This window comes from Luteolibacter luteus (assembly GCF_012913485.1).
Lineage (GTDB): Bacteria > Verrucomicrobiota > Verrucomicrobiia > Verrucomicrobiales > Akkermansiaceae > Haloferula > Haloferula lutea.
This window is the reverse complement of sequence record NZ_CP051774.1, coordinates 3,424,781-3,439,014: the sequence shown is the minus strand read 5'-3', so window position 1 is coordinate 3,439,014 and position 14,234 is coordinate 3,424,781. Positions and strand designations below refer to the sequence as shown.

The following is a 14,234-nucleotide window of genomic DNA, read 5'->3' as shown; positions in this document are numbered from 1 at the left end:
GCCGGAATCCGGGCGGCGTGGAAGCGTGAAAACCTCAAGGAAGCTCGCTGGCCTGATAGTAAAGTTCGGCACCCTCCAGCGATTCCCCGCCGTTTTTCAACGAAGACAAGACGAGGTGATGGATGCTGCCCAGCTTCGCATCGAAGCCGAGCAGGACTTCCCGGCCATCCGCCGAGAGCACCGGAGGGTCGAGCGTCACTTCCGCTTCCTCGATCTTCGGCGAGCCATACTCCTCCTGATACTTGTAGCTGAAGCGATTCATCTTCACGCCCTCCAGTCCGTCGGTGACGGGCTGGCTGAAAGCAATGCGCAGCGCCTGGCGATCCCCGGCTTTCTCCAGCTTCACCGATTTCACGGTGAAGATACTGCCGAGACCGTTCCCCCGGATCCGCTTGAGACCTTCCGCACCTGCCCAAGAAAGGTGGGTCTTGCCGACCCACAGGGAACCATCCGGGCCAAAGGTAAGGCGGTGATTGCCATTCCCGAGCGATGTGCCGTCGAACATCGGGATCAAGGTACCCTGACGGAAGCCATTCACCTCATCTGGCAGAAAGCGGACCATGCGGTTCTGGTTCATCTCTCCGAGCAAGGTTTGTCCGGCGAAGGGCCCCCAGGATGCGGGGAAGACCACGGGCTGGGCAGGCGAGTTCGCGAGTTCCCCTTGGGGAAAGCGTGCGGTTTCTTTCGTCCGCAAGGTATCGAGTTCCGGCACCGGGAGCTTGCGAGGATCCCCCTTTGCCCAGCTTTCCCGCCAGACAAGAGAGGCCGGATGGCCGTAGAAGCCACCTTCCTTCACGGTGTAGAGCGGCGAGGTCCCGCGCCAATCACCCTGGTTGTCCGTGACGAGAAGCTGCCCATCCCGGTCGAAACCGATGCCATCGGGAGAACGGAAACCGCAAGCGTAGGGGACCACCGTCTTGCCATCCGGCGAGACCTTCATGATCCAACCGCGGTAAGGGACGCGCGAGTACATGCGCCCCGCATCCACGGAGCGTTTGCCCCACTGGTCGTCGTGGATCATCTGGGTGCGGTCGAGATCGCCGAGATCCGACCACTGGCCACGGATTTCCGGGCGGACGCCTGCACCATTCGAACCGACATTCAATGCGATGTAATAGAAGCCATCCGGTCCCTTCGCCGGACCGAAGGCGAATTCATGGTAGTTCCCGGTGAGACCGAAGCCATCGTAGACGGTCTCGTATTCGTCGGCTTTGCCATCACCGTCGGTATCCTTGATCCGGGTGAGTTCGGCACGCTGCATGACCACGAAGGCGGAAGGCGACTCCGCGACGATCCCGAGCGGTTCCTGCAGGCCTTCCGCGAAGCGCGACCAGGTCTTCGCCACCGGATCAAAGATCAGCAGCTCTCCACGGTGGAAGACCGCGGCGATCCTGCCATCCGGCAGGGCGTCAATCCCTCCGATCTGGGGATCGACGCCGGGAGGATTCGGCATGGTCTCGACGGTGAAGGATGCAGCGGAAGCGGCTGCCATGCCGAGCGCAGCGAAGTACGAGAGATGCCGTATCATTTCCAGCGATAGGTAAGGGTGAAGGATTTTGCTTCGGGGGCACCGATGGAACCGGTGCCGGTGCTCGAACTCACGCTGATTCCGGAGACAGTTCGAACCGCAAGGGGCCTGCCGCCCGTGCTTTCAAAGCGGCGCTCGATGCCGGATCCGTCAGGGAGCGGCAGGATCGTTTCCTGCCATGCGACGCCATCGCGGCTATAGCTGAAGGTAGGGATGCCCTCCTTGCTCACACGGTAGCCGTGGAACTTCAGTTCGGGGTGTTTCGATTCACCTTCGAAGGCGACAGGAAATTCAGTTTCCCTGTAAACGACATCGCCATCCAATTTGGCGAGAGAGCTGCCATTCGCCTTCCAGTAGGGGGTGCCGACAATGAAGCCGCCCTTCCACACGTAACGGAGGCGGCATTCGCCAGCATCGAAACAATAGGAAAGGTCTCCGGGAAGAGCGACCGCGATGGCCGCAGGCGAGGCATCCGGAAGGAAAATCCGCTGCACCTGCGGGCGGCGGACCATCTCGCGGGGCGGAGTGAAAGGGTCGCCATCGCCCTTTTTCAGCTCGGTCTTCCCGGCAGCGGCGGCGATCACGTACTGGTGAAGCTCGCGCAGGGCGGGCTCGCCCAAGTGCGTCATGGAGGGCATCTCCACCACGCCCTCACGCTTGTGCTGCGGCTGGATGCACCATTTCACAAAGTCATCCGGATTGTCGCGGTAGAGACCGGAGATTTCCACGAGGGAAGGCCCTACCAGCATGTGGTCCACCGCGTGGCAGGCGGAGCAGTTCATCTGGAAGAGCTCGGCCGGGGTGTTCGCGGCAAGCGCCGCCGACCCGGAAAAGAGCGCTGCGAATACGATCGGATGCTTCATGCGGATGCAGGTGCAGTGTTGCGGCTTTGCCGCCGGGTGCAAACAAAAGGAGGCACCAGCCTCGCGGCTAGTGCCTCCCGCGTGAATCTGTCGACTCAGGGAATATCTACGCGCAGGCGGGCAAAGACTTTCGCCCCGGTAGCCAGGGTCCGGGGAATCCTGACCGTCACTTGATCGATCCCGGTGCCAAAGCCGTCGTTCACCTCGTCGATCATGACACCGTCCACCCCCGCCTGAGCCTTGGTCCAAGCCATTGAGAGGTCGCTATTGTATTCCACGAAGGGCGAGTAGCCTGCCGAGTCATCGCTCCTGCGGAACACGAAGTTAATGTAGGTGGCGTCCAGCGTGAGGGTCGGACGGAGCGCGTTCGAGTCCGACTCCGGGCCGCTGGGGTCGCCCCCGAGGACAAATTCCACACCATTCGGCAGGCCATCGCCATCCGAGTCATCCGAGGAAGGAAGGCCATCCACATTATTGGATGCCGCCCAAGTATCGTAGGAGCCGCCGATGCCCCCCACGGTGACATTCAAGGTGCCATTGCCTTCCAGCAGCGCACTCTTGTTCGGAGCCGAGGAAGCTTCCGAGCCCCAGATTCCCGCAGCCACCTGCACGCTGCCGAGGGTAAGCGAGCGCACGGTGTCCTGGGTGCCGTGGCTCAAATTGAGGATGGCATCACTCTCCACCAACACGTCCCTGTTATCCGCGAGGGCTGCGGCGGCGAGAGTCAGCTTGCCCTGGGTGACGGCGGTATTTCCATCATAGCCAAGGCCCCCGGAGAGGGCGCTGGCATTCAGCGTCACTTCCTGAGGACCGTTCTTGCTGACATTTGCCGTGCCGCTGACCACGCCATTGATGACGAGCGCACCGCCATCACCATCGAGGATGACATCTCCCTGCAGCGCAAGCGTGCCGGACCAAGTGCCGGTACCGTTCCCTTGGTTGTGCAGGGTGCCGCCGCTTTCGATCGTCACGGGGGTGGGGATCTCCAAGGTCCCGTAGGTGCCCAGGCGGGCACCGCCCTTGATGGTGACGGTACCGGTGGCACCCCCCAGCGCGTTCGCGGTATTTTCCGCCCAGACATTGCCAGCTGCGATGACGATATGGATCGGCGAGGCGGAGGCATTACCACGGAAACCCATGTCGTTGTTACCGAGCTTGGTCAGGGTGTGGCCATTGCCGGTCACCGTGCCGCCACCGCCGATATCAAAGCGATTCGTATCGTTGCCGATCGAGGCATCCGCGGTAAGGACGAGATTCTTCACACCGCCGGAGGACGAAGGAATGGCGAGGCCGCCATTGACGATCGCGCCCGTACCGCCGGGGCCGGTACCGCCGATCGTGTAGGTGTAGAGCGAGCCGGGTGCCTTGCCATTGAGATTCACCTGCGCGCCATTCGCGATGGTCACCCCCGAAGTCGCCCCGAAGGAGAGATTATCCCCCATCACCAGCACGCCGGCATTCACCGCGACGGGTCCGGAGAAGCTGCTCGTGGCACCGCCGAGGGTCACGGTGGCCGGATTGTTCATCACGATGCTCGCGCCGCCCGAGATCCCCGAGCCGAGGCCATCAATGACGTAGGGATTTGTGCCGCCCAAGGTGACGATGCCTGCCTGGACATTTCCAGAGAGGAGCACCGGATACACCGTCGAAGTGTCGTCGAAGGTCACATTGTCGTAGGCCTTGAAGAAGGTCGGTGTGGCGCCTTGGACGAAATTGTCGTCCGGAGGCGTGAAGAGCGAGGTCCAGAGATTGCTGACCGCGCCGGTCCAAACGAGATTCCGCGGCACCGGCGGCGTGCCGATGCGAATCTTGCCCAGGCCGCTGAATTGCGGGAGCACGACGTCGGCACCGGAGTCGAAGCCACCGACCGTGCCAGTGGTGTAGGTCGTGGTGCCAACAACCAATGAACCCACGATGTCCTCGATGCCGTGCGCGAGGCTCAAGGTGGCATCGGCGCCTACGGTGAGGGTGCTGGTATTACTGAAGAAGGCGCTGTTCACCACCAATTCCCCGGCGGTGACGGTGGTGTTCCCGGCGTAGCTGCTGGTGGCATTCAGCGTGAGCGTGCCGCCCCCGATCTTTTGCAAGCCACCGGTGCCGGTGAGCGCATTCGTGAGGGTAACGAAATTGTCGTTCGTATCGAACTTGAGTCCGCCGTCCTTGATGTTGACGAAGATGCCTTGGAGGAAGTCGCTGTTGTTCGCGTGGGTCAGCGCCTTGATGGTGCCGCCATCGGCATTCATCACGATGGCCGTTTCCGAAGAAGCCTTGTTGGTGGCGCCCCGGCGGATCGATCCGGTGGCGATGGTGCCGCCGTTCAGATTCATCTCGCCGTTCACGTCGCTATTCGCGTTGTTCCCGCCGATCTTCGTGATCAACGAGGTGACGAGGGCATTGTCGTCGATGGTGAGCGTCGCCTTCGCGCCCTCGGTGCCGAACTGGCCGAGGACGAGGGTGGCGGCGGGGACATTGAACTTGGCGTTGCCGATGACGCTGAGGTTGCCCTTGCCGGTGCCGCCATTGGCGAGAAAGACAAGACCCGCGGCGGTGGCATTGAACTCGCCGGTGCCGGAGAGATTGAAGTTACCGGTGGCGGAATCACGACCGATGGTGAGGCTGCCGGTGCTGCTGATGGATGCATTGAAGCTGCCCGCGCTAAGGTTGAAGGTGCCGATCGCGCCGCCGTTGTTGCCAATGTTGCTGGAGCCGGTGCCGGTCACATTCAGGATGCCGCCCGTCTGGTTGAACTGGGTGGCGCTGCCATTTCCCCATGCGAAGCTGGTGGCATTGATCGTGCCGCCGCTGAGATTGTAGATCGGGCTGCGGCTGGCGCCCGCTCCACCGAGCACGAAAGAGCCGGCTGTCAGGGTGCCGCCGCTTTGATTGATGGTGGGCTTGTTGCCCGCGTTGTTCACGCCGATGTTCGCCGTGAGCAGGGTGATGTTATCGGCATTTCCGATCGCCACCACGGAGGCGCTGCCATCGATGGTCGCGATGTCTGCGGGACCATTCGGCACGTCCACGCCACCGGTCCAATTGACCGGATCGCTGTAATTTCCATTCTGACCTTGGATCCAGCTATTGCTGGCGGCACGGGCCTGTCCTCCCAGCGCCAGGGTCGCGGCGCTGACAGCCACCAAGGCAAGGCGATGGCAGTAGGAGGTTTCAGGGTTGTAGGGTCGGTTCATGTCTTGGGTTGAAGTCAGGGTTGGGGTCATTTTGGGGCGGACCGTTTCCACGGGGTCGGCGCGGAAGCGGGTTCTTGGGAGAGAGGGCGGGGCTTCGGGCCGGAGCGGATTGAGGAGGAGAGACCGGAGGCGCTCGCGAGCCTCCGGCCTGCAATGCCTCCAAGCCCGATGAAGGACCCCGATCGAAAATCATTCATTTCCCGGCACGGGGCACGCGCCGCCGGAGGGCGAGAAACCCGAGCGCGCCAAGCAGGGCTGCCGAAGGCTCCGGCACCGCCGTCCACTGGAGGTAGTGGTTGCCATCGCCATCCGTGGAAGTACTAAAAGTCCCGTAGTCCTCGGAATCGACGCCATTGGCATCGAGGACGGGATCGCCGCCCACCGTGAAGGTGGAGCTGCCCCCGGCCGCACCGTCGATCACCAGCCAGCTCTGGTTGGAGTCCCAGAAGACATCGGTGAAGTCGGTGGTCGAGCCCGCGCCATTGAGAACGAGATTGATCGTCGCGGCGGAGTCCACGGCGACGGTGCCGCCGATCACATCGATGGCATCGAAGCCGGTGGCCAAGCCTCGATCCCCGGCGGTATCGGCCGCGAGCTCCCAATTCAGGATCCCGGTGGCGAGATACTCGAGACCGGCGCTGAAGGTCTGAAGGCCGGGGCTGGCACCGACCGAATGGGAACCACCGATGGTGGTGCTCCCCTTGATGATACCGAAGCCGGAAAGGGTGGCGCCCGAGTTGATCGTCATGGCTCCGGCGATTTCCGAGCCCGCTTCGAGATAGAGCGATCCGGCTTCGACGGTGGTGGTGCCGGTGTAGGTATTCACGCCGGAGAGGGTGAGCGTGCCGCTTCCTTGCTTGGTGAAGCCACCGGTGCCAGACATCGCATTCGAGATGCCGACGGCGTTGCCGTTTGTGTTGAACTTCAGGCCGCCCGCATCGAGGTTCACGAAGGCTCCCTGCAAGAAGTTCGAGTTATTCGCATGGGTGGTGGCCTTGATGGTGCCGCCGTTCGCATTGATCACGATTTGCGTGGAGCTGCTTGCGAGGAAGGTGTTTCCGCGGCGGATCGAGCCGGTGGCAATGGTGCCGCCGTTCAGGTTCACGACGCCATTGACCCAGCTGCCGGCGTTGTTTCCGCCGATCACGACGTTCGCGGCGGTCAGCGTGGCGGTATCGGAAAGCGTGAGGGTGCCGAGGCTGTTGTTCGCGCCGCCATTGGTCGAGGTGCTGCCAAATTGGCCTACCACGACGGTCGCGACGTTTGCATTGAACTGGGCATCACCGCTGAGGGTGATGGCACCGCGACCGTTTCCGCTGCCGGTATTGCCAAGATTGACCTGCGTGACGTTGTTCGCGTTGAAGATGCCGCCGGTCATCGCGATCGTGCCGCGGGCACCGCTGGCGACGCCGATGCTGAGATTTGTGCCAGTGAGGTTTGCGGTGCCACCGCTTACGTTGAAGGTGGCCGCACTGCCGTTCCCCCAAGTGAAATTCGTCATGTCCAGCGTGCCGCCGGAAAGATTGTAGACAGGGTTCCGGCTCGCGCCTCCGCCACCGAAGCCGAGGGTGCCAAGCGCCAGACTGCCGCCGGTCTGGTTGAAGATCGTGGCACCGCTGCTGAGGTTCAGGTTGAGCGCGCTGAGGACGATGTTGTCACCGGTGGCCAAGGCGATGACCGAACCGGTGCCATCCGAACTCGCGGTGTCGGCGGCTCCATTCGGGACGTTGGTGCCGCCGGTCCACTTGGCGGGGTCGTTGTAGTTGCCAGTGCCGCCAGCGACCCAACTGTTGCTGGCCGCCATCACGGGTCCGCTGGCGAAGGCCAGAGCAGTGGCGAGCAAAGAGATGCGAGACCCGGAGTTCCGGGTGAATGCAGGACGATGAACTCTGCTGGAGAGGAGGGATTTCATGGGTTTCCAGATGGTGAAGACCGGCCGTTGGAGAAGCCCCTCGCGTCCTTGGGCAAACGCACTTGGGGGCCATCGGCCGTTTCTCCGCCTCTAGGACAAGCCTCCCGCGGCACCAAACCAAACGGCTCGGCGGAGCCGCCCAATTCGCGACGCAAAGCGTGAAAAACGCGGCTTCCAGCGCCACAAGACCCCGCTTTTCCCGCTCAAAGTGAGAAGGTTATCACAACGGAGGAACCTGTTAGAAAATCTTTGCGGCCTTGCCGGCCTGCTCGCCGCGAACTTCCCCCGAAAGAGTGAGAATCCGGAATGCAAGAAGGGCCCGCAACCGCGAGCCCTTGAAATCCTTGCTGCTTATCCTTCCCACGCCTCTTAAGGCACTTGGAAGATCTTTTGATTCGAGGGATCCTTGGCGAGGTCGCCGCTCTTGAAATCCTGCACGTCGATCACGTTGTAGGGTGAGTACGGACTGATCACGAAGCCCGGCTTGTCCGTCTTCTCGGCCACGGGATATTCTTTCCGACCCTGCGTCTGAGGCTTCGGTTGCGGCTGCGGAGCCGGCTGCGGCGTGCGCTCTACGCGCGGCTCCTCATAGTCGTCCCCGTAGCGTCCCTCATAGCCATCACGGCTGGGATTGTCGTAATCGCGCGGAGGTGGGGCATTCCGGTCCATGGGCTCATAGCGATCCATGGGCGGACGCGGCCCGCGGTGATAGGGATAGTATGGCTCTCCATTCCGCATCGGCGGCCGCTGCTGGGCGTAGGGCTGCGGGTAGAAACAGGAACTAGCCAGCAGCGCGAGCGGCAGGAGAAGGAGCGGTTTCATGTCGGCCATCGGACGGAAAAGACGCCCGAATATTCAAGCGGTCGCGCCGAGGCGCAAGAGGTGCTTGGAAAAGATCGCCATTTTCCGGGCCTTTGAGAGCCGGTAGCGCTGATTGAAGACCTTGAAATGGTCCCGCTTCATCTTCTCCAGCAGGGTCTGATAGATGGAGCGCATGATTTCCGCCGGCACCAGCGCCTTGGCGTCCGACTTCGGCATGATCTCGATGGCCTCGCGGTAGAACCGTTCGGCACGCTCGGCCTCGAAGGCCATCAGCGCCATGAAGCGCCCGTCATAGACGCGGCCGATCAGATCCCGCTCGGTGTACTGGAAGCGAGCCATGTCCGCCAGCGGCAGATAGATGCGCACGCCATTTGAAAGGTCCTCACCAACATCGCGCAGGATGTTCGTGAGCTGGAGGGCATGGCCCAATGCGACCGCGTAGCGCTCCGAAGCCGGGTCCTGCGCCCCGAAAACCTTCAGGGAGGCGAGGCCCACGGCACAGGCCACCTTGTAGGTGTATTGCTCGAGATCCTCCCAAGTGCCAAAGCGCTGCGGGCGCAGGTCCATGAGGCACCCATCAATGATCGCGGTGAGCAAATGGACCGGAATGGAGTATTTCTCCATCAGTGCGATGACTTCCAGCTGGAGGGGGTCCGGGTTTTCGAAGCCGCTTTCCAGACCCTGCTTCCACGCCTTCAACGCGGCCTCCCGCTCGTCGATCGGACGATCGGGATCGTCCGCCAAATCGTCCACAACGCGGCAAAAGGCATAGAACGTCACCATGCCATCCCGGCGGTCCTTCGGGAGGATCTGGAGGGCAAAGGCGAGATTCGACTTCGCCTGCTTGGTGATCTCAGCGGAATCGGTCATGGGGAAACGGACGGACCATGCACTTTAAACGTTTGTTCCGCCATTCGTGCTTTTGCGCAAGCTTCACTTGATGAAGCCCCAGTGGCCGGTGGTAAACGGCCACAGCGAAAAGAGCGCCGGTCCCGCGAGGTTGAATTCCTTCACGGAGCCCCAGTAGCGGGAATCGAGCGAATTTCCCGTGTTGTCTCCCAGCGCGGCGTATTCACGCATGCCGGGAGCGGCCTTGTCTTTGAGGGTGAATTTCGAGTCCGGACTTTGAAGAGGCATCGGATAGCCTTGTTCACCCGCGTTGCCGAGGATGTAGCCGCTGTTGCGGGAATACTCGCCTTGATGGGCAGCCACCCGCTCGATTCCGGGCTCCTTGGCGATCGTCCCATTCACCCACAAGTTCGGCGTGTGGATTTCCAGAGTGTCCCCGGGCACGCCGCAGAGTCGCTTGATGTAGTGGGTACCACCGGTTTGGCCCGCCATCTTGCCCTCGGTCTGCCGCTCGGTTCTGATTCCACGCGTATCGAAAACAAACACCTCGCCGCGCTTCGGCCGGCGGAAGTGATAGGAAATCTTGTCCACTAGCACGAGGTCGCCGGTATCAATCCAGCCGCGAAGGATCGGATCACCCTTCTTGTAATCCTTGCCCCGGAGGACCCGCTGGCGGGTTACCGGATCGATGTGGACGCCAAATTGAATCAGATTGCCCGTCTCTCCGGCAGCAGCGGGAATTTTCACCTTGCTCCCATCATTGAAAGTGACCTCCGTGCGGGTAAAGAGGAACCATGACTTGTCCGTGATCGCCACAGGGTAAACATTATTCTTTGCAACGATGTCCCTGTAGCTCCTGCCACGCATCACGAGATCAAAAGCCTGCTTCCCTAACCAAGGTTTCTTGTAATTCGGGTCATCGCTCTCGTTAACAACGATCCCGTTCAAGGTCGGCTGCATCGAGCCGGTCGGGATGCGGAAAGGCTGCACGACATAGGCGCGCAATCCGAGGGCCACCACGAGTGCGACGAAGATGACTTCCACGTTTTCCTCCCAAGCGCTTTGCTGAGGCTGGCGAGGCAAGGCCTTTTCGCAGGTATCGCGGAGTTGCTTCGAAGCTTCTTCCGCCTTGGCCTGGTTATCCGCCTTGATGGCATCCAAAAGGTCTGCGCGCCGCGACTCGATTTCGTCGATACGGTCTTCCTTCAGCAGGTCCCGCTTGTAATGGAGGAATTTCTTGGCCCCCTTGTACAGGAGCTTGGCCTCCTTTTTCCACTTCGGCGCAAACATCGGGGCGAAGTGTCGACGGGGAGGCGCGGGCATGCAAGCCCGGCCTAACGAGCTCCCTTTCCAAAGCACTGCCTTGACTTTTGCGCGGCGGAATGCCACGTCCGCGCCGTGCCGACGCTTCACCGCAACGCCATCCGACTTAACGCCCGCGCCCTTTGGCGCGCCGGCGCGTTCGGAGCTTGAAGGCACCCAGCCACCTCCGGACGCGGCCCCAGGCCATCCGGAGGACATGTGAATCCCTGCCGCTGGCCCGCCGTTTCCGGATCCCCGATGAGATCCGATGAAACCACCTGATACCTACGATTTGCGCGGCTTCCTGCTGATGCTGCTCTCGGTGATCCTTTTCGCCGCGAACACGCTGCTCCTCCGCGCGATCAGCCTGCATCTTCCCGAGGCGGATGGGTGGATGGCCGCCCTTTTCCGGGGCACGGTCGGCATGCTGATGGTGGCCGCGCTGTACGGGTTCGGCCGGGGGCTGTCGCTGAAAGCACTGATCGGCAGCAAGCTGGTGGCGCTCCGGGGAGTGATCGGGGCACTCAGTATCGCCGCCTTCTACCTGACCATCCCGGCGCTCGGTGCCTCGCGGGCCGTCGTGCTGAACTTGACCTATCCGATCTTCGCCACGTTGATCGCCGCCTGGTGGCTGAAGGAGAAGGTCTCGAAATCCGCCATGCTCTGGATGCTGGCAGGTTTTGCAGGCCTGCTGCTCTTCGTCGGCGGCGATGCGACCCGGGGATTCTCGAACTGGGACCTGCTGGCGATGGCCGGTGCCGTGGGCGCGGGAATCGTGGTGGTGCTCATCCGGAAGCTCAGGGAAACCGAGCACGCGGGCACGATCTATGCCTCCCAGTGCTTTTATAGCATCGCGCTGGCGCTGCCGCTGCGGGGTGCGCAGGTCACCGACCTGCCGGCGATGGGTTACCTCACTCTGATCGGCGCCGCGGTGATCGTCGGGATCTCGCAACTCGTCATGACCAATGCCTACCGGACGATGCCGGTTTCCCGCGGGTCCTCCATCCAGATGCTGCTGCCGCTGGTCACCGCGGCGGGTGCCTACGCCTTCTTCGGAGAGCGCTTCACGCTGCTGGAGCTCGCCGGAGCAGCACTGACGCTCTTTGCCACCTGGCGGGTGGCGGTGCCGCGACGAAGCCCGGGAGCCACGGAGGGGAAGGAGAATCTCCCGCCCCTCAAAACGGCTCCCGAGCCCTGAATCCATGTCCTTTTTCATCACAATTCCCGGTTTGCCAAATTTATGAAGCCCGCTAGTTTCCGCCCCTTTCCCATGAGCCACGTCCTATCCACCTACGCCCGTTTCCCTGTCACGCTTGTCCGCGGCGAGGGCACGCGCGTGTGGGATGACCACGACAAGTCCTACCTCGACTTCTGCACCGGCATCGCCGTGTGCTCGCTCGGCCATTGCCATCCGCGCCTGGTGGAGACCATCCGCGCACAGGCTGGCACGCTGATGCATGTCTCGAATCTCTACAGCACCCGGCAGCAGGAAGAACTGGCGCAGGTGATCGTGGAAGATCACGTGAAGCTGCCAGGCAAGGTCTTCTTCGCGAACTCCGGCGCCGAGGCCAATGACGGTCTGATCAAGAGCGCCCGCAAGTTCGGCCACGCGCGTCCGCAGGCCGATGGCTCGCCGCGCTATGAAGTGCTGAGCTTCACGAAGTCTTTTCACGGACGGACCCTTGGCGGCATCAATGCCACCGGGCAGGACAAGGTGAAGGAAGGCTTCGATCCGATGCTCCCGGGCTTCCGGCATCTGCCCTTCAATGATCTCGCGGCACTGGAAGCGGCGATCGCTCCGGAAACCGCGGCGATCCTGCTGGAGCCGGTGCAAGGCGAAGGCGGCGTGAATGTTGCCACACCGGAATTCCTGCGCGGCGTGGCAGCGCTGTGCAAGAAACACGACTTGCTGCTAATGCTCGACGAAGTGCAGACGGGTTACGGCCGCTGCGGTCAGGCAATGGCGTGGCGGCAGATCGCGCCGGAGATCCAACCCGATGCCATTTCGTGGGCCAAGGGGATGGGCGGAGGCTTCCCGATCGGGGCCTTCTGGCTCTCCGACCGCTCGATCGACGCCTCCGGCAAAGAACTGTCCTCGCTGATGGGTCCCGGCACGCACGGCACGACCTATGGCGGCAATCCCCTCGCCTGCGCTTCATCGCTCGCGGTGCTGGCGGAGATCGCTGAGAAGGATCTGAATGCGAACGCGCTCAAACAAGAGGAGCGGATCCGGGAAACAATCGCTTCCTGGAATCTCCCGGTGATCACCGAAGTGCGCGGTATCGGACTCTTGCTTGGCGTGGGCCTTGACGTCTCGAAGTTCGAAGTCCCGGCAGGCAAGCTTCCTGCTGGTTTCGTCTGCGGGAAGCTGCTGGAAGCCGGCCTGTTGGTTCCTCCTGCAGGCCCGGAAACCATCCGCTTGCTTCCACCGCTCAATGTCAGTGACGAGGAGATCGATGAGGCCCTCGCGATCTTCAAATCCGTCCTCGTAGCCCTCTAAAGCTCATTTCATGAAACATCTTCTTTCCATCGAAGAACTCAGCGCCGACCAGATCAACCTGCTGCTCGATAGCGCGGTGCGTCTGAAAGCGGAGCGGGGCTATCATTCCGAGCAGCCGCTCGCGGGACAGACCTGGGCGATGATCTTCACGAAATCATCGACGCGGACGCGGGTGTCCTTCGAGGTCGGCATCCGCGAACTGGGGGGCTTCCCGATGTTCCTTTCCAAGAACGATATCCAGCTCGGCCGCGGGGAACCGATCAAGGACACCGCCCGGGTGCTGGGACGCATGGTGCATGGCTGCATCATCCGGACCTTCGCCCAGCAGGACGTGGTGGACTTCGCGGAATACTCCGGCATTCCGACGATCAATGCGCTGACCGACGACGAGCACCCCTGCCAGATCCTGGCGGACCTGCTCACGGTCAAGGAAGTGCTCGGCAGTTGGGAAGGAAAGAAGATCGCCTTCATCGGGGATGGCTTCTCCAACATGACGATTTCCTGGATGTGGGCGGCGAAGAAGCTCGGTTTCGAACTGGCGGTAGCCGCACCCGCCACTTTCCAGCCTACCGCGGAATTCCTCGCGAAGCTGGATGCGCCGAACGTCACCATTACGACGGATCCCGTACTTGCCGCGAAGGGAGCCCATGTCATCAACACCGACGTGTGGCTTTCGATGGGCCAGGAAGACCAGAAGGACAAGGAAGAGGCTTTCGGTCCCTTCCAAGTGAATGCCTCCCTGCTGGCAAACGCGGACCCGGACCACATTGTTCTCCATTGTCTCCCTGCCTACCGTGGCAAGGAGATCACCGAAGAGGTGCTGGAGAAGCACGCCGATGTGATCTTCCAGGAAGCGGAGAACCGACTGCATGCGCAGAAGGCGATTTTGGTGGCCTTGGCGGAGAAGTGAGCGATTCCAAGAATTCAACTAACAGCCCCGGGTTGGTCGTGAGCCATCCCGGGGTTTTCGCGTCGGGGCGGAGCCTCCGCGAATCATAGGTTATTCCGAGCCGAGGGAACTTCGTTAAGGTTCTATCTCCCTTTCGTGCTGATCCAAGGGAGGCACTTCTTCGTCGTGCCACCCTTGGTCCCTATGCGGGAACAACGTTGCCGTTCTTGAAAAGGGATCACAGTTGGCGCCAAGAAAGCAGCGTGAGCCAAAGGGACCGTTCGCAGACAAGCGAGGCGCTTGTCCCCACCTTTGAATGTTCGGAACCCGAGGGATGCGGCTTGTTGCCGCCGCGCCGCCGGGCCACGTCGCCCCCCCGCC

At 62.0% G+C, this 14,234-nt stretch carries 10 protein-coding genes; 3 read left to right on the top strand and 7 right to left on the bottom strand.

Annotation, left to right across the window (positions count from 1 at the left end):
* Positions 1 to 34: 34 nt before the first annotated feature.
* From HHL09_RS14280 to lepB, 7 genes are all read right to left on the bottom strand, one after another.
* Entirely contained in the window at positions 35 to 1,528 is a 1,494-nt protein-coding gene (locus HHL09_RS14280; RefSeq protein WP_169455303.1) for a DUF7133 domain-containing protein, read from the bottom strand.
* A complete protein-coding gene (locus HHL09_RS14275) occupies positions 1,525 to 2,391 on the bottom strand; it encodes a c-type cytochrome (protein ID WP_169455302.1) in 867 nt (288 codons plus the stop codon). The genes HHL09_RS14280 and HHL09_RS14275 overlap by 4 nt, the downstream gene beginning before the upstream one ends.
* 95 nt (positions 2,392 to 2,486) lie before the next feature.
* Positions 2,487 to 5,579 carry a beta strand repeat-containing protein gene (locus HHL09_RS14270; protein WP_169455301.1) on the bottom strand — a complete coding sequence of 1,031 codons (3,093 nt, stop codon included), beginning with the start codon at positions 5,577 to 5,579 and terminating at the stop codon, positions 2,487 to 2,489.
* 193 nt (positions 5,580 to 5,772) lie between these two features.
* Positions 5,773 to 7,491, bottom strand: a complete 1,719-nt coding sequence (locus tag HHL09_RS14265; RefSeq protein ID WP_169455300.1) for a beta strand repeat-containing protein — start codon at positions 7,489 to 7,491, stop codon at positions 5,773 to 5,775.
* A gap of 369 nt (positions 7,492 to 7,860) precedes the next feature.
* The gene (locus tag HHL09_RS14260; protein WP_169455299.1) at positions 7,861 to 8,313 is read right to left on the bottom strand and encodes a hypothetical protein; all 453 of its coding nucleotides are present in this window, start codon (positions 8,311 to 8,313) and stop codon (positions 7,861 to 7,863) included.
* 33 nt (positions 8,314 to 8,346) lie between these two features.
* The gene (locus HHL09_RS14255) at positions 8,347 to 9,183 is read right to left on the bottom strand and encodes a phytoene/squalene synthase family protein (protein WP_169455298.1); all 837 of its coding nucleotides are present in this window, start codon (positions 9,181 to 9,183) and stop codon (positions 8,347 to 8,349) included.
* Between the two features lie 63 nt (positions 9,184 to 9,246).
* Positions 9,247 to 10,452, bottom strand: a complete 1,206-nt coding sequence (lepB, locus tag HHL09_RS14250; RefSeq protein WP_169455297.1) for a signal peptidase I — start codon at positions 10,450 to 10,452, stop codon at positions 9,247 to 9,249.
* A gap of 280 nt (positions 10,453 to 10,732) precedes the next feature.
* On the opposite strand from lepB, the gene HHL09_RS14245 reads away from it, so the two are divergent.
* The 3 genes from HHL09_RS14245 to argF all read left to right on the top strand — a co-directional run bounded on the left by HHL09_RS14245 (position 10,733) and on the right by argF (position 13,874).
* A complete protein-coding gene (locus tag HHL09_RS14245) occupies positions 10,733 to 11,662 on the top strand; it encodes a DMT family transporter (RefSeq protein WP_169455296.1) in 930 nt (309 codons plus the stop codon).
* Between the two features lie 72 nt (positions 11,663 to 11,734).
* Complete coding sequence (locus HHL09_RS14240) at positions 11,735 to 12,964, top strand: aspartate aminotransferase family protein (RefSeq protein ID WP_169455295.1); 1,230 nt, start codon at positions 11,735 to 11,737, stop codon at positions 12,962 to 12,964.
* Positions 12,965 to 12,974: 10 nt separating this feature from the next.
* On the top strand, positions 12,975 to 13,874 hold the full coding sequence (gene argF, locus HHL09_RS14235) for an ornithine carbamoyltransferase (protein WP_169455294.1): 900 nt from the start codon (positions 12,975 to 12,977) through the stop codon (positions 13,872 to 13,874).
* Positions 13,875 to 14,234: the final 360 nt, after the last annotated feature.